The 19,709-nt window shown below is 72.4% G+C and carries 17 protein-coding genes; 15 read left to right on the forward strand and 2 right to left on the reverse strand.

Going from position 1 to position 19,709, the window contains the following annotated elements; all coding sequences use genetic code 11:
- Nucleotides 1-71: 71 nt before the first annotated feature.
- Nucleotides 72-1,898, forward strand: a complete 1,827-nt coding sequence (locus LUM46_RS11810; protein ID WP_274994122.1) for a proline--tRNA ligase — start codon at nt 72-74, stop codon at nt 1,896-1,898.
- Between the two features lie 78 nt (nt 1,899-1,976).
- On the opposite strand, the gene LUM46_RS11815 is transcribed toward LUM46_RS11810, so the two are convergent.
- Nucleotides 1,977-2,942: a DUF4439 domain-containing protein gene (locus LUM46_RS11815; RefSeq protein WP_274994123.1), complete on the reverse strand. Its 966-nt coding sequence runs from the start codon at nt 2,940-2,942 to the stop codon at nt 1,977-1,979.
- 292 nt (nt 2,943-3,234) lie between these two features.
- Between LUM46_RS11815 and LUM46_RS11820 the strand changes: the two genes are divergently transcribed.
- The 10 genes from LUM46_RS11820 (at nt 3,235) to LUM46_RS11865 (ending at nt 13,649) form a co-directional block, all read left to right on the forward strand.
- Complete coding sequence (locus LUM46_RS11820; RefSeq protein ID WP_274994124.1) at nt 3,235-3,828, forward strand: ribosome maturation factor RimP; 594 nt, start codon at nt 3,235-3,237, stop codon at nt 3,826-3,828.
- A gap of 1 nt (nt 3,829) precedes the next feature.
- A complete protein-coding gene (gene nusA / locus LUM46_RS11825; protein WP_274994125.1) occupies nt 3,830-4,879 on the forward strand; it encodes a transcription termination factor NusA in 1,050 nt (349 codons plus the stop codon).
- Between the two features lie 144 nt (nt 4,880-5,023).
- Nucleotides 5,024-5,233 carry a YlxR family protein gene (locus tag LUM46_RS26635; protein WP_338109891.1) on the forward strand — a complete coding sequence of 70 codons (210 nt, stop codon included), beginning with the start codon at nt 5,024-5,026 and terminating at the stop codon, nt 5,231-5,233.
- Between the two features lie 177 nt (nt 5,234-5,410).
- Nucleotides 5,411-8,455 (forward strand): translation initiation factor IF-2, encoded by a 3,045-nt coding sequence (gene infB / locus LUM46_RS11835; RefSeq protein ID WP_274994126.1) that lies wholly within the window; start codon nt 5,411-5,413, stop codon nt 8,453-8,455.
- 92 nt (nt 8,456-8,547) lie between these two features.
- Nucleotides 8,548-8,988 (forward strand): 30S ribosome-binding factor RbfA, encoded by a 441-nt coding sequence (gene rbfA, locus LUM46_RS11840; RefSeq protein ID WP_274994127.1) that lies wholly within the window; start codon nt 8,548-8,550, stop codon nt 8,986-8,988.
- Nucleotides 8,985-9,164 carry a hypothetical protein gene (locus LUM46_RS11845; protein ID WP_274994129.1) on the forward strand — a complete coding sequence of 60 codons (180 nt, stop codon included), beginning with the start codon at nt 8,985-8,987 and terminating at the stop codon, nt 9,162-9,164. The genes rbfA and LUM46_RS11845 overlap by 4 nt, the downstream gene beginning before the upstream one ends.
- Before the next feature lie 20 nt (nt 9,165-9,184).
- Nucleotides 9,185-10,261 carry a tRNA pseudouridine(55) synthase TruB gene (truB, locus tag LUM46_RS11850; RefSeq protein WP_274994130.1) on the forward strand — a complete coding sequence of 359 codons (1,077 nt, stop codon included), beginning with the start codon at nt 9,185-9,187 and terminating at the stop codon, nt 10,259-10,261.
- Between the two features lie 103 nt (nt 10,262-10,364).
- Nucleotides 10,365-11,387, forward strand: coding sequence for a bifunctional riboflavin kinase/FAD synthetase (locus tag LUM46_RS11855; RefSeq protein ID WP_274994131.1), 1,023 nt, complete (start codon nt 10,365-10,367; stop codon nt 11,385-11,387).
- Nucleotides 11,388-11,430: 43 nt separating this feature from the next.
- Entirely contained in the window at nt 11,431-12,111 is a 681-nt protein-coding gene (locus LUM46_RS11860; protein WP_274994132.1) for an ABC transporter ATP-binding protein, read from the forward strand.
- Nucleotides 12,108-13,649: a DUF6297 family protein gene (locus LUM46_RS11865; RefSeq protein ID WP_274994134.1), complete on the forward strand. Its 1,542-nt coding sequence runs from the start codon at nt 12,108-12,110 to the stop codon at nt 13,647-13,649. The genes LUM46_RS11860 and LUM46_RS11865 overlap by 4 nt, the downstream gene beginning before the upstream one ends.
- Before the next feature lie 63 nt (nt 13,650-13,712).
- Here the strand turns inward: LUM46_RS11865 and LUM46_RS11870 are convergent, their stop codons facing one another.
- Nucleotides 13,713-14,513, reverse strand: a complete 801-nt coding sequence (locus tag LUM46_RS11870; protein ID WP_274994135.1) for a class I SAM-dependent methyltransferase — start codon at nt 14,511-14,513, stop codon at nt 13,713-13,715.
- Nucleotides 14,514-14,721: 208 nt separating this feature from the next.
- Between LUM46_RS11870 and rpsO the strand changes: the two genes are divergently transcribed.
- The 4 genes from rpsO (at nt 14,722) to dapB (ending at nt 19,659) form a co-directional block, all read left to right on the forward strand.
- On the forward strand, nt 14,722-14,991 hold the full coding sequence (gene rpsO, locus LUM46_RS11875) for a 30S ribosomal protein S15 (protein WP_020016810.1): 270 nt from the start codon (nt 14,722-14,724) through the stop codon (nt 14,989-14,991).
- A 212-nt stretch (nt 14,992-15,203) separates the two neighbouring features.
- Entirely contained in the window at nt 15,204-17,465 is a 2,262-nt protein-coding gene (locus tag LUM46_RS11880; protein WP_274994137.1) for a polyribonucleotide nucleotidyltransferase, read from the forward strand.
- A gap of 1 nt (nt 17,466) precedes the next feature.
- On the forward strand, nt 17,467-18,795 hold the full coding sequence (locus LUM46_RS11885) for a M16 family metallopeptidase (protein WP_274994138.1): 1,329 nt from the start codon (nt 17,467-17,469) through the stop codon (nt 18,793-18,795).
- Nucleotides 18,796-18,885: 90 nt separating this feature from the next.
- Nucleotides 18,886-19,659 carry a 4-hydroxy-tetrahydrodipicolinate reductase gene (dapB, locus tag LUM46_RS11890; protein WP_274994139.1) on the forward strand — a complete coding sequence of 258 codons (774 nt, stop codon included), beginning with the start codon at nt 18,886-18,888 and terminating at the stop codon, nt 19,657-19,659.
- Nucleotides 19,660-19,709 lie beyond the last annotated feature (50 nt).

Below are 19,709 nucleotides of genomic sequence, written 5' to 3' on the forward strand. Positions count from 1 at the left end.
GGCGCAGGGCCTCCGGTCCGGCGCCGAATTTCCGGCGAGCCGCAGCGGCGTGCGCGGATAGGCTGTGCCCCATGTCTTCCGCACGCCTCATCCAGGGCGACGTGCTCCGCATGTCGTCCCTCTTCGTCCGTACCCTGCGCGAGGACCCGGCCGAGGCCGAGGTCGCCAGCCACAAGCTCCTCGTGCGGGCCGGGTACATCCGCCGCGCCGCCCCGGGCATCTACTCGTGGCTGCCGCTCGGCCTGCGTGTGCTGGCCAAGATCGAGGCGATCGTCCGCGAGGAGATGGTCGCCATCGGTGGCCAGGAGGTGCACTTCCCGGCGCTGCTGCCGCGGGAGCCCTACGAGGCCACCGGCCGCTGGGAGGAGTACGGCCCCAGCCTGTTCCGCCTCAAGGACCGCAAGGAGGGCGACTACCTCCTCGCGCCGACGCACGAGGAGATGTTCGCGCTCCTGGTCAAGGACCTGTACTCCTCGTACAAGGACCTGCCCGTCACGCTCTTCCAGATCCAGACCAAGTACCGCGACGAGGCACGCCCCCGCGCGGGCCTGATCCGCGGGCGCGAGTTCATCATGAAGGACTCGTACTCGTTCGACGTCAAGGACGAGGGCCTCGAGGTCAGCTACCAGAAGCACCGCGAGGCGTACGAGAAGATCTTCCAGCGCCTCGGGCTGGAGTACGTGATCGTCTCCGCGATGTCGGGCGCCATGGGTGGGTCCCGCTCCGAGGAGTTCCTCTCGCCGTCCCTCATCGGCGAGGACACCTTCGTGCGCTCGCCCGGCGGCTACGCCGCCAACGTGGAGGCCGTGGTCACGCCCGTCCCCGAGGCGATCCCCTACGACGACGCGCCCGCCGCGCACGTCGAGGACACCCCCGACACCCCCACGATCGCCACGCTGGTCGCGCTCGCGAACGAGAGGTTCCCGCGCGCCGACCGGCCCTGGACCGCCGCCGACACCCTGAAGAACGTGGTGCTCGCCCTCGTCCAGCCCGACGGCACCCGCGAGCTGGTCGTGGTCGGCCTGCCCGGCGACCGCGAGGTCGACCTCAAGCGCATCGAGGCCGCGCTCAGCCCCGCCGAGCCGGAGGCCGCGACCGAGGAGGACTTCAAGAAGTTCCCGCAGCTGGTCAAGGGCTACATCGGCCCGCAGGCGCTCGGCCCGCAGGGCGAGCAGATCGAGGGACCCGACGGCGAGAAGGTCCCCGCGATCCGCTACCTCCTCGACCCCCGCGTGGTGCCCGGCACCCGGTGGATCACCGGCGCCAACGAGCCCGGCAAGCACGTGTTCGACCTCGTCGCCGGCCGTGACTTCACCGCCGACGGCACCGTCGAGGCCGCCGAGGTGCGCGCCGGCGACCCGGCTCCCGACGGCTCCGGCCCGCTGGAGCTCGCCCGCGGCATCGAGATGGGCCACATCTTCCAGCTCGGCCGCAAGTACGCCGAGGCGCTGGGTCTGGTCGTGCTCGACGAGAACGGCAAGCAGGCGGTCGTCACCATGGGCTCCTACGGCGTCGGCGTCACACGCGCGCTCGCGGCCCTCGCGGAGGCCAACCACGACGAGCGCGGGCTGGCCTGGCCGGCTCACGTGGCCCCGGTGCACGTGTACCTGATCGCGACCGGCAAGGGCACCGAGGTGTACGAGGCCGCGGAGTCCATCGCGACCGACCTCGCAGCCCGCGGTGTCGAGGTGCTGTTCGACGACCGGCCCACCAAGGTCTCGATGGGCGTGAAGTCCAAGGACGCCGAGCTGCTGGGCGCCCCGCTCGTGGTCGTGGTCGGCAAGGGCCTGGCCGACGGCGTCGTCGAGGTCCGGCCGCGTGCCGGCGAGGCGGAGCAGCTCCCCGTGGCCGACGTCGCGGCAGCGGTCGCGGACAGGGTGGCGACTCTCCTCGCCTGACCCCCTTGGTTGTGGGTGCGATCGTTGTCACGACGTGCCCGTCCTCGGCGCAAAGTTCACGCCCACAACCAACGTCTGTCAGGCGCGTTCCGGGAGGCCTGGGAACGGGACCGCCGGGGCGCCCCACTGGGCGCCGGCCAGGGTCGAGTCGGTCAAGAGCGCGACCAGGACGGCGCGCGTTCCCGGCTCTGCCACACCGACGAGCGTCGCGTAGTTCTGCGCGAGGCCGTCCTCGAGCCCGCGGGCCAGGTCCGGCGTCGCCGTATCCGGTCCGGGTACCGCGTAGGCGACCCGGCGCGGGTCCTGGTCGGTCTCCTCGACGTCGGCCACGACCGCCCAGGCCTGGGCCCGCGCACGGTGCAGGCGGGCTCGGTCGTAGGCCCGGGTGCGGACCTCGCCGTCGGCCTGCGCCGCGCGTACCTCGAGCGCGTAGGCGGCGGTGTCCTCGGCCAGGACGAGAGCGCTGAGCTCCTCGGCCGACAGCCCGGTGGGGACGGCGGTGGGGCCCTCCTCGGCGGAGGCCGGCGTCGCCGGTGCCCGCTCGGCTTCGCTCGGCTCGGCGCTGAACTCCGTGGGCTCGGGGATCTCGGTCGGGGGCAGCACCGGCCCGCGTGCTCCCGTCACCCGTGCGAGGTCCTGTGCGTACCGGGTCTGCGCGGCGGAGATCGATCCGAGCAGCCGGCCGAGGGGCCCGACCTGTGCCTGGTCGGCGGCGGCACGGGTCCGGGTGGCGGCGTCACGCAGGGAGGTGAGGACCGCGCGCGGCGTGTGCTCCGGGGTGGTCGCCGACGGCGAGGCGCCGGACCGTTCGGCGACGATGTCACCCAGGCCGGAGTCGTACTCGCCCCCGAGCTGCTCTGCCTGCAGTGCCGCGGCCTCGGCGATGACCGTCAGCTCGGCGGCGACGTCGGGCCGGACCCGGTCGGACGCCGCGGCGGCCTCGGCCTGGTCGGCGACGAGCAGCGCGTCGGCGACGGCGGTGCGGCGCACCACCTCCGCCGCGTCGGGCACGGGCTCGGTGGGTGGCGGCGAATCGAGCCGCACGCCGCAACCTGAGAGAATGATCGCGCAGGTCAGGGCCAGCGCGGTCAGGGCTGACCGGCTTCGGGTGCGGGCCCTTGGGCCGTTGGGGTTCATCGTGGCCGATGATGCCATGTTCCAGAAGCCGATTCGTGCCTGACCGATTGCGGTCGGGTCACGGACATCACGTTCTACGCGAAGTGCTGAGGTCCGGCGCTTCGTTACGCTTGACGCAGACAACAACAGCACATCGGTCGAACCGTTCTGGCTCGAACCGTGCCCCCGCGCACGTGGGGGAGCCGACGGAAGGCAGTCGATGACACAGCAGGCGGATGCGGTCCGCACGGTAGTAGCTCCGGTGGTCGAGGCCGCGGGGCTGAGCCTCGAGGCGGTCAGCGTCTCCTCGGCGGGCAGCAAGTCGGTGGTACGGATCACCATCGACCTGCCGGAAGACGCCGTGGGCAGCCTGGACTCCGACTCGCTCGGAGACGCGTCCCGCGCGATCTCCGCGGCGCTCGACACGGACGACGTCGTCGCCGGCGCCTACACGCTCGAGATCTCGACGCCGGGCACGTCCCGGCCGCTGACCGAGCTGCGGCACTTCAAGCGCGCCCGGACCCGGCTGGTCACGCTGAAGATGATGGACGGCAGCAGCGACGGAGGCCGGCTGACGGACGCGCTCGCGAACGACGACGGCGACGTCCTCGTGCTCGACGGCGACCGCCGGATCCTGCTGGGTGACGTGCGCCGCGGCAAGGTGGAGGTCGAGCTCAAGAAGCTCGACGACGTCCAGGATGCCGAGGCATCGGAACTGGGCGAGAGTGCAGGTGAAGACACCGACGACGACTCGGACGGTGCAGGTTCGGACAACGCGACCGAGGGTCACCCCGGCCGCAACGAGGAAGGCTGACATGGACATCGACATGACGACCCTGCGGATGCTGGAGCGCGAGAGGGACCTCAGCCTGGACATCCTCGTCGCGGCCATCGAGCAGGCGCTCCTCTCGGCCTACCACCGGACCCCGGACGCCTACAACCGCGCCCGCGTCGAGGTGGACCGCTCGTCGGGCCACGTCACGGTCTGGGCGCGCGAGGAGCTGCCCGTGCCGGCCGACCCCGAGGACCTCGAGGCGCGTCCCACCGTGGAGTTCGGGCCCGAGTTCGACGACACCCCGCAGGACTTCGGCCGCATCGCCACCGCGACGGCTCGCCAGGTCATCGTGCAGCGGCTGCGGGACGCGGAGGACGACCAGGTGCTGGGCACCTTCCGCGGCAAGGAGGGCGAGGTCCTGGCCGGCGTCATCCAGCAGGGCCGTGACCCGCGCATGGTGCTGGTGGACGTCGGCGGCACCGAGGCGATCCTGCCGCCGCACGAGCAGGTGCCGACCGAGCAGTACGTGCACGGTGAGCGCCTGCGCGCCTACGTGGTCGAGGTCAGCCGCGGGATGAAGGGCCCCCAGATCACGTTGAGCCGCACGCACCCGAACCTCGTGCGGAAGCTCTTCGAGCTCGAGGTCCCGGAGATCGCGGACGGCTCGGTGGAGATCACCGCCATCGCCCGTGAGGCGGGCCACCGCACCAAGATGGCCGTCCGTACCCGGGTGGCCGGGCTCAACGCCAAGGGCGCCTGCATCGGCCCGATGGGTGCCCGGGTCCGCGCGGTGATGGCCGAGCTGCACGGCGAGAAGATCGACATCGTCGACCACAGCGACGACCCCGCGGCCTTCGTGGCGAGCGCCCTGTCGCCCGCACGTGTGTCGTCGGTCACAGTCGTCGACGCCGATGCGCGCGCCGCGCGTGCGGTCGTACCCGACTATCAGCTGTCGCTCGCGATCGGCAAAGAGGGGCAGAATGCCCGTCTCGCCGCGAAGCTGACGGGTTGGCGCATCGACATCCGCTCGGACGAGGCAGCCGACGCCGACGCAGGTGGCGCAGCTGCCGACGCGCAGGGCGGCCGGTAACGCCCGGTGGGTCGGCACGGTAGACTGTCCGAGTCTGGGCCACGCGCCCGTCTTTCGACATACCCCGTTCCGCCCGTCAAGGGTCCGGTGCGCACGTGCGTCGGATGCCGGGGGCGTGACCAGCGGTCTGCACTCCTGCGTCTGGTGCTGGACGACTCGGGGCATGGTGGTGCCGTGGCAGGTTCACGGCGCATCGTGGTCGACGTCCGTGCCTGCCTGCCGGGTCGCGGTGCCTGGGTTCACCCGGAGCCGCGGTGCCTGGAGCTCGCTGAGCGTCGCAGGGCCGTGCCGCGTGCACTGCGCGTCGACGGGCCCCTCGACCTCGACGAGGTACGAGCACACCTCGGCCAGTGAGTGCGTGGGCCGCAGGACCGTCCCGACCGGACGCAACAGAGTGTCCGGCCGAACTATGCGATTCGTCGACAAGGAAGCGGGTCAGACGCCGATGGGCACCCGATGAGCCCCCAGCGATGAGTACTCAGTACTAACGGTGGTCCTCCCTGTCTTGGGACGGACCGAGACAGGAGAGTTGTGGCTAAAGTCCGCGTCTACGAGCTTGCCAAAGAGCTCGGAGTGGAAAGCAAGACCCTGCTTGGCGAGCTGAAGTCGGCAGGCGAATACGTTCGCTCGGCGTCCTCGACGCTCGAGCCGCCCGTCGTGCGGCGCATGCGCGACAAGTTCCCCGCCGGCGGCGGTGCCTCCGGCCCGTCCGACAAGGACGCGGCGAACCAGGACGCGGCGAAGCCCGCGAAGAGCGCACCCAAGCCTGCCGGGAAGCCCGCGGCACAGAAGCCGGCCGAGTCGACCCCGACTCCGGCCCCGGCTCCCGCGCCGGCACCGAGCAAGCCCCAGGCCGAGGCCACGCCGACTCCGGCGCCCGCCCCGACCCCCGACCCGACTCCGGCTCCGAGCCCCGCGCCGGAGGCACCCGCCCCGGCCCCGGCCCCGGCGGCCGACGAGAGCCAGGCAGCGCCCGCGGCGTCCGCCCGGCCCGCAGCAGGCCCCAAGCCTGGTGCGCCGAAGCCCGCCGCGGCACCCAAGCCGGGTGCGCCGAAGCCGGCCGCAGCGCCCTCCGGCAACCGTCCGGGGCGTGACGGCGGCCGTGACGGCGGCCGTGGTGGCCGTCCCGGTGGCGGCAACCCGCGTCCGGGCAACAACCCGTTCGCGACCAGCCAGGGCATGCCCCGTCCCGGTGGCGGCCGTGGTCGCCCGGGTGCAGCGGGCCCCGGCGGCAGCGGCGGTAACGACCGTCCCGCAGCCGGCGGCAACCCGCGTCCGGGCAACAACCCGTTCGCGCCCAGCCAGGGCATGCCGCGTCCGGGGCAGCGCCCCGAGCGCACCGAGGCCCCCAGCGGCGACCGCTCCGGCGGTCCCCGTCCGGGTGGTCCCCGTCCTTCGGCGCCCCGTCCCGGTGGCACCGGTGGCGGCGGCCCGCGTCCGAACCCCGGCATGATGCCGGGCAAGACCTCCATGCCGCGTCCGGGCGACCGCCCGGCTCCGGGTGGCGGTCGTGGCCGCCCCGGTGGCGGCGGTGGCCGTCCTGGCGCCGGTGGCGGTCCTGCCGGTGCCGGTGCTCCGGGTCGTCCCGGCGGCGGTGGCGGCTTCGGCGGCCCGCGTCGCGGTGCCGGTGGTCGCGGTGCGACACAGGGCGCCTTCGGGCGCGCCGGCGGCAAGCCGGTTCGCGGGCGCAAGTCGAGGCGAGCGAAGCGCCAGGAGTTCGAGGCCATGCAGGCCCCGTCGCTCGGTGGCGTGCAGGTCCCTCGTGGCAACGGCACCACCGTCGTCCGGCTGCGCCACGGTGCGTCGCTGAACGACTTCGCGGACAAGATCGACGCCAACCCCGCGGCGCTCGTGACCGTGCTGTTCCACCTGGGCGAGATGGCCACGGCCACGCAGTCGCTCGACGAGGACACGTTCGGCACGCTGGCCACCGAGCTCGGCTACCAGATCGAGATGGTCTCGGCCGAGGAGGAGGACCGCGAGCTGCTCGGGGCCTTCGACATCGACCTGGCGGCCGAGGCGGCCGACGAGTCCGACGAGGACCTGGCGGCGCGTCCGCCGGTCGTGACCGTCATGGGTCACGTCGACCACGGTAAGACGAAGCTGCTCGACGCGATCCGCAAGTCGGACGTCGTGGCGGGCGAGCACGGCGGGATCACGCAGCACATCGGTGCGTACCAGATCACGCACGAGCACGAGGGCGCCGAGCGCGCCATCACGTTCATCGACACTCCGGGCCACGAGGCGTTCACCGCCATGCGTGCCCGTGGTGCGCAGGTCACGGACATCGCGATCCTCGTGGTCGCGGCCGACGACGGCGTGATGCCGCAGACGATCGAGGCGGTGAACCACGCGCAGGCAGCAGGTGTGCCGATCGTGGTCGCGGTCAACAAGATCGACGTCGAGGGTGCCAACCCGGCGAAGGTGCGTCAGCAGCTCACCGAGTACAACCTGGTGGCCGAGGAGTACGGCGGCGACACGATGTTCGTCGACGTCGCGGCGAAGCCGGGCATCGGTATCGACGGCCTGATCGACGCCGTCCTGCTGACCGCGGACGCGTCGCTCGACCTGCGGGCGAACCCGACCAAGGACGCACGCGGTGTGGCCATCGAGGCGAACCTCGACAAGGGTCGCGGTCCCGTGGCGACGGTGCTGGTCCAGGCCGGCACCCTGGTGGTCGGCGACGCGATCGTCGCGGGCACGGCCTACGGCCGCGTCCGTGCGATGTTCGACGAGCACGGCAACTCGGTCGAGGCGGCCACCCCGGCCCGCCCGGTCCAGGTGCTCGGTCTGACCAGCGTCCCGGGCGCCGGCGACACGTTCCTCGTGGCGCCCGACGACCGGACCGCTCGCCAGATCGCCGAGAAGCGCCAGGCGGCCGAGCGCGCAGCGACGCTGGCCAAGCGTCGCAAGCGGATCAGCCTCGAGGACTTCGACGTCGAGCTCAAGAAGGGCAAGGTCGAGAGCCTCAACCTCATCCTCAAGGGCGACGTGTCCGGTGCCGTCGAGGCACTGGAGGACGCGCTGCTCAAGATCGATGTGGGCGAGGAGGTCGAGCTGCGCGTCATCCACCGTGGTGTGGGTGCGATCACGCAGAACGACGTCAACCTCGCGACCGTCGACAGCGCCGTGATCATCGGCTTCAACGTGAAGTACGGCGAGCGCGTCGAGGAGCTGGCGGAGCGCGAAGGCGTCGACGTCAAGTTCTACTCGGTCATCTACCAGGCGATCGAGGACGTCGAGGCAGCCCTCAAGGGCATGCTCAAGCCGGAGTACGAGGAGGTCCAGCTCGGGACCGCGGAGATCCGCCAGGTCTTCCGTTCCTCGAAGTTCGGCAACATCGCCGGTTCGATGGTCCGCTCGGGCAGCATTCGCCGTAACTCCAAGGCGCGTGTGCTGCGCAACGGCACGGTCGTGGGGGACAACCTCACCATCGAGTCGCTGCGTCGTGAGAAGGACGACGTCACCGAGGTCCGCGAGGGCTTCGAGTGTGGTATCGGTCTCGGGTCGTTCAACGACGTGAACGAGGGCGACACCATCGAGACCTTCGAGATGCGCGAGAAGCCGCGCGCCTGACGCTGATGGTTCATTGAGTGCGGGGTATCCGCCCGGCCGGCTCGTCCGGACCGGGCGGATACCCCGCACTCACGCTGAAAGGATCAATGCTCATGGTCGACACCCCGAGATCTCGTAAGCTCGCCGACCGCATCAAGGTGATCGTCGCGGAGATGATCGATACCCGGATCAAGGATCCGCGGCTCGGTTTCATGACGGTCACGGACGTCCGGGTGACCGGTGACCTGCAGAACGCCTCGGTGTTCTACACGGTCTACGGCTCTGACGAGGACCGGGAGGGTACGGCCGCGGCGCTGAAGAGCGCTACCGGCCTGATCCGCTCGGAGGTGGGCAAGCAGACCGGTATCCGGCTGACGCCCACCCTCGAGTTCCACCTGGACTCCGTCCCGGACACCGCCGCCAACCTCGACGCCGCCCTGATCGAGGCTCGCAAGCGCGACGCCGAGCTCGAGGCGCTGCGTGCCGGTGCTCGGTACGCGGGCGACGAGGACCCCTACAAGAAGCCGCGCGAGGACGACGCCGAGGCGGAGTGACCTCCTGCGACCTCACGCTCGCGCGTGACATCGACGCCGCCTGCCGCCTGACCGGGACGTTCACGCTCCGGTCAGGACAGGCGGCGTCGGAGTACCTCGACAAGTACCTCGTCGAGACCGGTCCCGCACTGCTCGCCCGGGGTCGCGCGGACCTGGCCGCCGCGCGCGCCGGCTGAACCGCGAGAGACTGGACCTCATGACCTCCCCGACCCCTCAGGCGCCGGTGCGCCGCCCGACCGCCGCCGACGGGTTCGTCGTCGTCGACAAGCCGCAGGGCTGGACCAGCCACGATGTCGTCGGGCGTATGCGGCGCCTGGCCGGGACACGCAAGGTCGGCCACGCCGGGACGCTCGACCCCATGGCGACCGGCGTTCTTGTGCTGGGTATCGGCAAGGCGACCCGTCTGCTCACGTACGTGGTGGGCGCCGACAAGGACTACGACGCCACGATCCGGCTGGGCATCACCACCACCACCGACGACGCCGAGGGCGACGTCCTGTCCGTGGCCGGCCCCGGTGCCGTCGAGCAGGTCGACCGGGCCGCGCTGGACGCCGCCGTCACCGACCTCACGGGGGACATCCTGCAGGTGCCGACCTCGGTGTCCGCGATCAAGGTGGACGGCAAGCGCGCGTATGCGCGGGTCCGGGCGGGGGAGGAGGTGGCGCTGCAGGCGCGGCCCGTCACGGTGTCCCGGTTCGACGTCCTGGACGTGCGCGCGGTCACGGCCGCGGTGCCCGACGTCGATCTGGTCGGCACCTCCGTCGAGGACCCCGCCGACGGGAACCCCGACGCGGAGCCGGGAGTCGCCCCGACCCTCGCCGATCCGGGCGACCACCCGACCCGGGACGTGCCGGCGGTCGACGTCGACGTCCGCGTCACCGTCTCCTCCGGGACGTACGTGCGCGCCCTGGCGCGCGACCTGGGTGCCGCCCTCGGAACCGGCGGGCACCTGACGATGCTCCGCCGCACCCGGGTGGGCGGTTACGACCTGGCCGGCGCCCGCACGCTCGAGCAGCTGGAGGCACAGGCCGACGCCGACGGGACGCTCGCCACCCTGCCGATGGCCGAGGCCGCCCGGAGCACCTTCCCGGTGCGTGAGCTCGACGAGGTCGAGGTGCGCGCGCTCGGCTACGGCCAGTGGGTGGAGCCGTCGGGGCGGTCCGAGGTCGTGGCGGCGCTGTCGCCGTCGGGCGAGCTCGTAGCCCTGCTGGAGGACACTCGGCGCCGGGGCGACAACCTCGCCAAGCCGGTGCTGGTGCTCGCGGCGCACTGAGCACCGGCGCTCCTGGCTGCGGCTAGGCTTTTGACGATCGGTGCGGGCAGTCGCGTGTGCGACAGCCGCACCCGCGCCACCCGATTCATGAGGAGCAACCCGCGTGCAGCTGTGGACGGACCTGGAACAGGTTCCCCCGGGATTCGGGCCATCAGTGGTGACGATCGGCAACTTCGACGGCGTCCACCGCGGCCATCAGGCGGTGCTCGACCGCATCCTCCGTCTGGCCCGGAGCGACGGGTCCAGCGCCGTCGCGGTGACGTTCGAGCCGCACCCGTCGGCCGTGCACCGGCCCGAGTCGGCCCCGGAGCTGATCACCGGCCTGGAGGACCGCCTGGCGCTCATGGAGCGCACGGGCCTGGATGCGACGTTGGTCGTGAACTACACGCTCGACTTCGCCGCCCAGACGCCCGAGGAGTTCGTCTCCCGGTACCTGGTGGACAGCCTCGGCGCCCGCACGGTGGTGGTGGGCCACGACGTGCGCTTCGGCAAGCAGAACGCCGGCACGCTGGCCACGATGGTCGAGCTCGGCGGCCAGCACGGCTTCGAGGTGGTCGCCATCGACGACGTCGGCGACTTCGTGCAGCCCGAGGGCGACGGGCACCAGCGCTGGTCGTCGACGGCGGTGCGCGCGCTGCTCGCGGAGGGCGACGTCGACCAGGCCGCCGACGTGCTGGGGCGGCCGCACCTGGTGCGCGGCACGGTGGTGCACGGCGACGCCCGCGGCCGGGAGATGGGCTTCCCGACCGCCAACCTCGGTGACATCACGGGGCTCGTCCCCGCCGACGGCGTCTACGCCGGGTGGTTGCGCCGCGGCACGGCAGCCACCTGCGCGAGCCTCGCCGGACCCGAGGGCGACCGGGCCGCCGTGTCCGGCACGGGGATGGGGCAGGAGGAGATCCTGCCCGCGGCGATCTCCGTCGGCACCAACCCCACGTTCGACGGCGTCGAGCGCCGCGTCGAGGCGTACGTGCTCGACCGCACCGACCTCGACCTGTACGACCAGACGGTGGCGCTCGAGTTCGTGGCGCACCTGCGGCCCACGCTGCGGTTCGACGGCATGGAGCCGCTCATCGCCCAGATGAACGACGACGTGGCGCGCGCCCGGAAGATCCTGCGGTCCTGAGCGGCCCGGGAGAACCAGCCGTGGTTCGTGCGTTGAGGTGGGCATGACGCTCCTCGAACTGTCCGACCTGTCGGTCGGGTACGGCGGCAACGCCGTCTGCCCGCCGGTATCGCTCACGCTGGCCGCTGGTGACGTCGTCGCCGTGATCGGGACCAACGGCACCGGCAAGTCCACCCTGCTGCGCACGGTGCTCGGCCTGCAGGACCCGCTGTCCGGGACGGTCAGGGCGTTCGGGCATGCCGTGGACGAGCGGGAGCGGCACTTCCGCGCCCGCGTCGCGGGCGTGCTGGACGACGACGCGTTCTTTCCCGGCGTGACCGTCCGCGAGCACCTCGTGCTCACCGCGCGCGGCCATGGCGTGCCCGACGCCGGAGCGGTCACCGACCAGGTGCTCGACCACGTGGGCATCACCGGGCACGGCGGCGCCATGCCGCACACCCTGTCGTCCGGGCAGCGCCGCCGGTTCCTCCTGGCGAGCGCCCTGGTGCGGCCCCGCGACCTGCTCGTGCTCGACGAGCCCGAGCAGCGCCTGGACACCGCCATGCGGGGCCGGCTCGCCGGCATGCTGCGGGCCGAGGCGGACGCCGGCACCGCCGTCCTGTTCGCCACGCACGACGACCGGCTCCTCGCGGGCACGGGCGCGAGCGCGCTGTACCTGTCCGACGACGGCGCCGTGCTGCTGCCGGCGGACGAGGCGCCGGGCGTGCTGGCGGGCTTCCGGTGACCGGCGGGCCCGCCGACACCGCCGTCGGTCCCGTGCTCCCGCGGCTCGTCGGGGACGAGGAGGAGCGCCTCACCGGCGCCGAGCTGCGGCGGCTGACCGCGCGGGTGCGCGCCCACAACGTGCCCGCCCAGGCAGGCCGGGTGGCGATGGACGTCGGTGAGGTGGTGATCTCGCTCGCGATCGTCGCGCTGTACGTGTGGGGGTTCGGTGCGCCCCTGCGGGAGCTGCTGGAGTCCGACGCCACCCGGTTCGGGCTCGGCCCCGGACTGGTCCAGGCGCTGGTCCTCGGGCTGGCGACCCTCGCGGGAACCGTGGTCGCACTCCGGCTGGGCCCAGCGGGTCTGCCGGCCGCCGGGGTGCGCTGGTGGGTACCCACCCCGGCCGACCGGACCGGCCTGGCCTCGCCGTCGGTGGTGCGGTCGGTGCTGATCGGCGTCGGCGCGGGACTGGTCGTGGGCGGCGTCCCCGCTGCGTTCGTGGGCGTCAGCGTCCCCGGGATCCTCGCCGACGCCGCGCTCGGCGCCGCGCTCGGCCTCCTCGTCGTCGCGGGCGCCGGCGTGCTGCAGGTGACCGGGGCGGCGTCGGGCCCGCTACCCGGGCGGGTGCTCAACGCCCTGCTCGCCGCCGTCCCGGTGGCGGGGCTCGCCCTGGCCCTCTGGGCGCCCGAGTGGGCTGCCTGGGCCGCGCCGTGGCCCGTGCTGGCCGTGCTCGCGGGGCTGGGCGGCGTCGCACTCGTCTTCTGGGCCACCCGCCTGGAGCGGCTCCGGGCCGGCGAGCTGCGGGCGCGTGCGTCCGCGGCGATGCAGGCGTCGGTCGCCCTGCTCTCGCTCGACAGCGGCGGCATGAGCCGGGCGCTCGGCGGGGGTCCGACGGCGTCGCGCGTGCTGCCGTGGCTGCCCGGCACGGCGCGCGGTCCCGCGGGCGCCCTGCTCGCCGCCGACGCCACGCTCCTCGCGCGCTCGCCCTCCGCGCTCGCCGGGCTGGTCGCCCTCGCCGCGACAGGGGCCTTCATCGTGCAGGTGCCCGCTATGGCCGGGGGGATCGGGCTCTGGGCGGTGCTCGTCGGAGCGGGGTACGCCGGGGCCATCTCGGGCGCCGTCGGCCCGCGCTCGGCGGGGGAGAACCCGCGCCTGGACTCCCTGGTCCCGCTGGGGGCCCGGACCACCCGTGCGGTGCGGACGGTGTGGCCGGTCCTGACCGCGGCGGTGGTGCTGCTGGCGATCGCCGTCGCGGTCGGTGGTGGGCAGTGGCTCGTCACCGGAGGGCTCGCCGTCGTCGTGCTCGGGGCCGCGGCCGTCCGGGCCGCCTACCGCGGGCCGGTGCCGTGGGACGTCCCGATGATCGCCACGCCGGCGGGCGGGCTGCCGACAGGGCTCGTCCTGCACCAGCTGAAGGGGGTCGACCTGGCGGTCCTCGGCACGCTACCGCTCGCCTGGGCGGTGGTCTCCGGGGCGGCGGGGCCGGCGGTGATCGGGCTGCAGGTGGTGTTCTCCCTCGGGGCGGTGCTCTGGGCGGCACACGTCAAGCGTTCTGCCTGACCCGGATCACCTGTGATGCGGGTGCCCGGACACGCGCGCGGTGAACCGCTCGGGCTCGTAGGGTCAGTGGCGGTGCGTCGCCACCGCCACTGACCGGTAGGGCATCACCACCGTGCCGCCGGCCTCGTCGACCACCTCGCCGAGGCCGGCGAGCAGCTCGGCCAGCACGGGCTCCGGGAACCGGCCGTGCCCGCCCGCCGTCCGCACGTGGTCCAGCCACTCGTGGCGGGTGTATGTGCGGGCCGAGTCGAACAGCCAGTGCTCGGGCTCGGCGAGCTCGCCGGACTCGCGCATGCCGGCCGCCGCCTTGATGCACATCTCGTCGTAGGCGTCCGCCAGCTGAGGTGCCCAGGGCCGGAACGGCAGCTCCGGGAGCACCCGCTCGTAGACGGCGCCGAACGCCGCGGCCAGCTCGACCGGTGGGCTGGCAGCGTTCCAGAAGACCACCAGCAGGCCGCCAGGCCGTAGCGCCCGGACGGCGGCGGAAGCGCCGGCGACCGGGTCGATCCGGTGCCACGACTGACCGGCGACCACGGCGTCGAACTGTTGGCCCTCCGGGTCCCAGTCCTCGAACCGGCCGGCGTCGACGGCGAAGCCGGCCCCGCGTGCGACCTCGGCCACCCGGACGTCGGCCTCCACGCCGGTGACCGCGCACCCGGCGTCCCGCAGCTGACCTGCGGCGATCCCCGTGCCGATCCCGGCGTCCAGGACGTCGCCGCCCGGCGAGCGCTGGACGATCGCCCGGATCAGGGAGTCGGGGTACGCCGGGCCCGCCCGGTCGGCGTGCTCGGCGTCGACGCCGAACAGCCCTGCGGGTGCGCGGAGCTCGTGGGAACGGTTGACGTCAGGATTCGTCTCGGCCACATGTTTACGCTAGGCGCGGACAGCGACAGGGGAAGGGTGGTTCGCCAGGAGCGGACGCTGCGCCTGATCTCACAGGTGGGGCGGCCTCCGCCGTCGGGCAGCGAGGCCTGGCACTGGTAATGTTGGATCGCCGTCTGAACGGCCGCGGATCGAGAGCGCCCCGGTGAACAAGTCCCGGAGCACCGCGCAACGACACTGAAGGAGAGCCATGCCGCTCGACACTGCCACGAAGCAGCAGATCATTTCCGAGTACGGAACCAAGCCGGGCGACTCGGGCTCGCCGGAGGTGCAGATCGCGCTCCTCACGCAGCGCATCAAGGACCTGACCGAGCACCTCAAGGAGCACAAGCACGACCACCACAGCCGTCGTGGTCTGCTGCTCCTCGTGGGCCAGCGCCGTCGTCTCCAGGGTTACCTCAAGGGGATCGACATCGAGCGCTACCGCGCCCTCGTCGACAAGCTCGGCCTGCGCCGCTGACATGACGCCCACCAGCCCGGCCCCCGCTGCGGGGGCCGGGCTGGTCTGGTGAGATGCTGTAGTACGACAAGCGCCGCCCGTGACCTCGTCCGGTCCTCGGTAGTGGCTTCCCGAATCCCTCGCCCTCGGCGAGCGGTGGTTCGGTAGGCCTCGATCGATGACCGTCGGGCACGGGGGCGTTCCCAGAGAACACCAACAGAAGGAGGGCACCCGTGGAGGGTCCCGAGATCCAGTTCGCCGAGGCCGTTATCGACAACGGTCGCTTCGGCACCCGTACCGTCCGGTTCGAGACCGGACGGCTGGCCAAGCAGGCCGCCGGCGCCGTCGCCGCCTACCTCGACGGCGAGACCATGCTGCTGTCGACCACCGCGGCCGGCAAGCACCCCAAGGACCAGTTCGACTTCTTCCCCCTGACGGTGGACGTCGAGGAGCGGATGTACGCCGCCGGGCGCATCCCCGGCTCGTTCTTCCGTCGTGAGGGTCGCCCGTCGACCGACGCGATCCTGACCTGCCGCCTGACCGACCGCCCGCTGCGCCCCCTGTTCGTCAAGGGCCTGCGCAACGAGGTCCAGATCGTCATCACGGTCATGGCGCTGCACCCGGACGACGCGTACGACACCCTGGCCATCAACGCCGCGTCGGCGTCGACCCAGATCTCCGGCCTGCCGTTCGACGGCCCGGTCGGTGCGGTCCGCATCGCGCTGGTCGACGGCCAGTGGGTCGCGTTCCCCAAGTACTCCGACAAGGAGCGCGCGGTCTTCGACATGGTCGTGGCCGGTCGGACCGTGCAGGGCGCCGACGGCTCGGCCGACGTGGCGATCGCCATGATCGAGGCCGAGGCCACCGACAACGCGTGGAACCTCATCAAGAACGAGGGCGTCGCGGCCCCGAACGAGACGGTCGTCGCCGAGGGCATCGAGGCGGCCAAGCCGTTCATCAAGGCCCTGTGCGACGCGCAGGCGCAGCTCGCCGCGCAGTCGGCCAAGGAGACCAAGTCCTTCCCGCTGTTCCCGGACTACCAGGACGACGCGTTCGCCGCTGTCGAGTCCTCGGTGACCGAGCCGCTGCGTGAGGCCCTGGCCATCGCGGACAAGCAGGAGCGCGAGAACCGCCTCGACGAGCTCAAGGACCGCATGCTGGGCGACCTGCAGGCGGGCTTCGACGGCCGCGAGAAGGAGCTGTCGGCCGCGTACCGCTCGCTGCAGAAGCAGCTCGTCCGCCAGCGCGTGCTCACCGACGGTGTCCGCATCGACGGCCGTGGGCTCGCGGACATCCGCACCCTCTCGGCCGAGGTCGAGGTGCTGCCGCGCGTGCACGGCTCGGCGATCTTCGAGCGTGGCGAGACCCAGATCCTGGGTGTCACCACGCTGAACATGCTCCGCATGGAGCAGCAGATCGACTCGCTCGGTCCGGAGACGCGCAAGCGCTACATGCACAACTACAACTTCCCGCCGTACTCGACCGGTGAGACGGGCCGCGTGGGCAGCCCGAAGCGCCGCGAGATCGGCCACGGTGCGCTCGCCGAGCGTGCCCTCGTGCCGGTCCTGCCGAGCCGCGAGGAGTTCCCGTACGCGATCCGCCAGGTGTCCGAGGCTCTCGGCTCCAACGGCTCGACGTCGATGGGCTCCGTCTGCGCCTCGACGCTGTCGCTGCTGAACGCGGGCGTGCCGCTGCGCGCGGCCGTCGCCGGCATCGCGATGGGCCTCGTGTCCGACACCGTGGACGGCGAGACCCGCTATGCCGCGATGACGGACATCCTGGGCGCCGAGGACGCGTTCGGCGACATGGACTTCAAGGTCGCCGGTACCAAGGAGTTCGTCACGGCCATCCAGCTCGACACCAAGCTCGACGGCATCCCCGCCTCGGTGCTGAGTGCGGCGCTGGGCCAGGCCCGCGACGCGCGCCTGACCATCCTCGAGGTGCTCGACGAGGCGATCGACACGCCGGACGAGATGTCCCCGAACGCCCCGCGCGTCATCACGGTGAAGGTCCCCGTCGACAAGATCGGCGAGGTCATCGGCCCGAAGGGCAAGATGATCAACCAGATCCAGGAGGAGACGGGCGCGGACATCTCCATCGAGGACGACGGCACCGTGTACATCGGTGCCACCGACGGCCCGTCGGCCGAGGCCGCCCGCGCGGCGATCAACGCGATCGCCAACCCGCACGTCCCCGAGGTGGGCGAGCGGTTCGTCGGCACGGTCGTCAAGACGACGTCGTTCGGCGCCTTCATCTCGCTGTCCCCGGGCAAGGACGGTCTGCTGCACATCAGCCAGATCCGCAAGCTCGTGGGTGGCAAGCGCGTCGAGAACGTCGACGACGTGCTGTCGATCGGCCAGAAGGTCCAGGTCGAGATCGGCGAGATCGACCCGCGCGGCAAGCTGTCGCTGGTCGCCGTGACCGACGAGGACGAGTCGGCCCCGGCCGACGCCGCCGAGCCGGCCACCGAGGCCACCGCATCCGCGGACGCCTGACATGGCGTGGCACCTGCCGCTCGTCCCGACGGGCGAGCCCGGTGCCGAGCTGACCGCCGGGCAGGACGGGGCGACCATTCGTCGCTCCGTCCTGCCCGGCGGTGTCCGTGTACTCACCGAGCACATGCCGGGCCAGCGCTCGGCGACGATGGGTGCATGGATCGGCGTCGGCTCGCGGGACGAGACCGACGGCCACTTCGGCTCGACGCACTTCCTGGAGCACCTGCTCTTCAAGGGGACCACCCGGCGGTCCGCGATGGACATCGCCGAGGCGTTCGACGCCGTCGGCGGTGAGGCGAACGCGGCCACCGGCAAGGAGCACACCTGCTACTACGCGCGGGTGCTGGACTCCGACCTGCCGATGGCGGTCGACGTCATCTCCGACATGGTCACCTCCGCGCGTCTGGACACCGACGAGCTCGAGACCGAGCGCGGCGTCATCCTGGAAGAGCTCGCGATGAACGACGATGACCCCACCGACGTCGTGCACGAGCAGTTCTCCGCCGTCGTCCTGGGCGACCACGCGCTGGGCCGCCCCATCGGCGGCACGCCCGAGACGATCAACGCCGTCCCACGGGACGCCGTCTGGGACCACTACCGCTGGAACTACCGGCCGGAGACCCTCGTGGTCACGGCCGCGGGCGGGATCGACCACGACAAGCTGGTGCAGCAGGTCACCCAGGCGCTGTCCGACGGCGGCTGGGACCTCGACGCAGCCACCGCGCCGTGCGACCGCAGGGTCGCCACCGAGGACCGCACGGGTGTGCCGGACGCGGGCGCGGAGCTGACCGTCACGCGGCAGGTCGAGCAGGCCAACATCATCGTGGGCTCCACGGGCATCGCGGCGACGGACGACCGGCGCTTCGCGCTGTCCGTGCTGAACGCGGTGCTGGGCGGCGGCATGTCGTCCAGGCTGTTCCAGGAGATCCGCGAGAAGCGGGGCCTGGCCTACTCGACGTACTCGTTCGCCTCCGCCCACGGCGGCCTCGGCACCTTCGGCCTCTACGCGGGCTGCGCGGCCGCCAAGGCGGACCAGGTCACCGACCTGCTCGTCGAGGAGCTCGAGAAGCTGGCGAACGACGGGATCACCGAGGCCGAGCTCAAGCGGTCCGTGGGCCAGCTCTCCGGCGGCACGGTGCTCGGGCTGGAGGACTCCGGGTCGCGGATGAGCCGCCTCGGCAAGGCCGAGCTCGTGTACGGCGACCTGCTGTCGTTGGCGGAGTCGCTCGAGCGCATCCAGGCGGTCACGGCGGCGGACGTCCAGGCCTTGGCCGAGGACCTGGCGGCCCGCCCGCGCTCGATAGTCCGTGTAGGCCCTTTCAACAACTGAACCTCCGTTGAGTGCTGGGTATCTGTCGATTCGGGCCTTCTGATTCGACAAATACCCAGCACTCAACGAAGAACCAGAGGGTGGTAGATCGTGAGTGACATCAAGGTGGCCGTGCTCGGCGCGGCCGGGCGCATGGGCGCCCAGACGTGTGCGGCGGTCGAGGCCGCGGACGGCCTCGAGCTGGTCGCCCGGCTGGACCACGGCGACACCATCTCCGGCGAGTCGCTCGCGGGGGCCGACGTCGCCGTCGACTTCACCGTCCCGACCGTCACCGAGGCCAACGTGCACGCGGTGCTCGACGCCGGCGCGCACGCCGTGGTCGGCACCACCGGCTGGGACGACGACTCGCGGGCGCGGGTGGCAGCCCACCTCGCCGAGCTCTCGCCCCGGGGGACCGGCGGCCCGGGATCCCTCGGCGTGCTCATCGCCCCGAACTTCGGGCTGTCCGCGGTGCTGGCGATGACCTTCGCGGCGAAGGCCGCGCGCTACTTCGAGTCCGCCGAGGTCATCGAGCTGCACCACCCGAACAAGGTGGACGCGCCGTCGGGCACCGCCCGGCACACCGCCGCGGCGATCGCCACGGCCCGTGCCGAGGCCGGCCTCGGGCCGTCGCCCGACGCGACCGAGGCGGGCTGGGAGGCACGCGGCGCCGACGTCGACGGGGTGCGCGTGCACGCCGTGCGGCTGCGTGGCCTCGTGGCGCACGAGGAGATCCTCTTCGGCAACGAGGGGGAGCAGCTGGTGATCCGCCAGGACTCCTTCGACCGGGCGTCGTTCATGCCGGGTGTGCTGCTCGCCATCCGCTCGGTGGTCTCCCGCCCGGGCCTGACCGTAGGCCTTGAGCACGTGCTGGACCTGTCGTGAGCGAGCCGGGACCCAGCCACCACGCCGGCGGAGCGGACGAGCCGCCCGCC

Source organism: Promicromonospora iranensis, from assembly GCF_028994805.1.
GTDB classification, from domain to species: domain Bacteria; phylum Actinomycetota; class Actinomycetes; order Actinomycetales; family Cellulomonadaceae; genus Promicromonospora; species Promicromonospora iranensis.

Coding starts and splice junctions, on each gene's coding strand:
- truB (WP_274994130.1), top strand. CDS start 9,185: ATGACCTCCCCGACCCCTCAGGCGCCGGTGCGCCGCCCGACCGCCGCC.
- LUM46_RS11860 (WP_274994132.1), top strand. CDS start 11,431: ATGACGCTCCTCGAACTGTCCGACCTGTCGGTCGGGTACGGCGGCAAC.
- LUM46_RS11885 (WP_274994138.1), top strand. CDS start 17,467: ATGGCGTGGCACCTGCCGCTCGTCCCGACGGGCGAGCCCGGTGCCGAG.
- rbfA (WP_274994127.1), top strand. CDS start 8,548: ATGGTCGACACCCCGAGATCTCGTAAGCTCGCCGACCGCATCAAGGTG.
- LUM46_RS11820 (WP_274994124.1), top strand. CDS start 3,235: ATGACACAGCAGGCGGATGCGGTCCGCACGGTAGTAGCTCCGGTGGTC.
- LUM46_RS11810 (WP_274994122.1), top strand. CDS start 72: ATGTCTTCCGCACGCCTCATCCAGGGCGACGTGCTCCGCATGTCGTCC.
- rpsO (WP_020016810.1), top strand. CDS start 14,722: ATGCCGCTCGACACTGCCACGAAGCAGCAGATCATTTCCGAGTACGGA.
- nusA (WP_274994125.1), top strand. CDS start 3,830: ATGGACATCGACATGACGACCCTGCGGATGCTGGAGCGCGAGAGGGAC.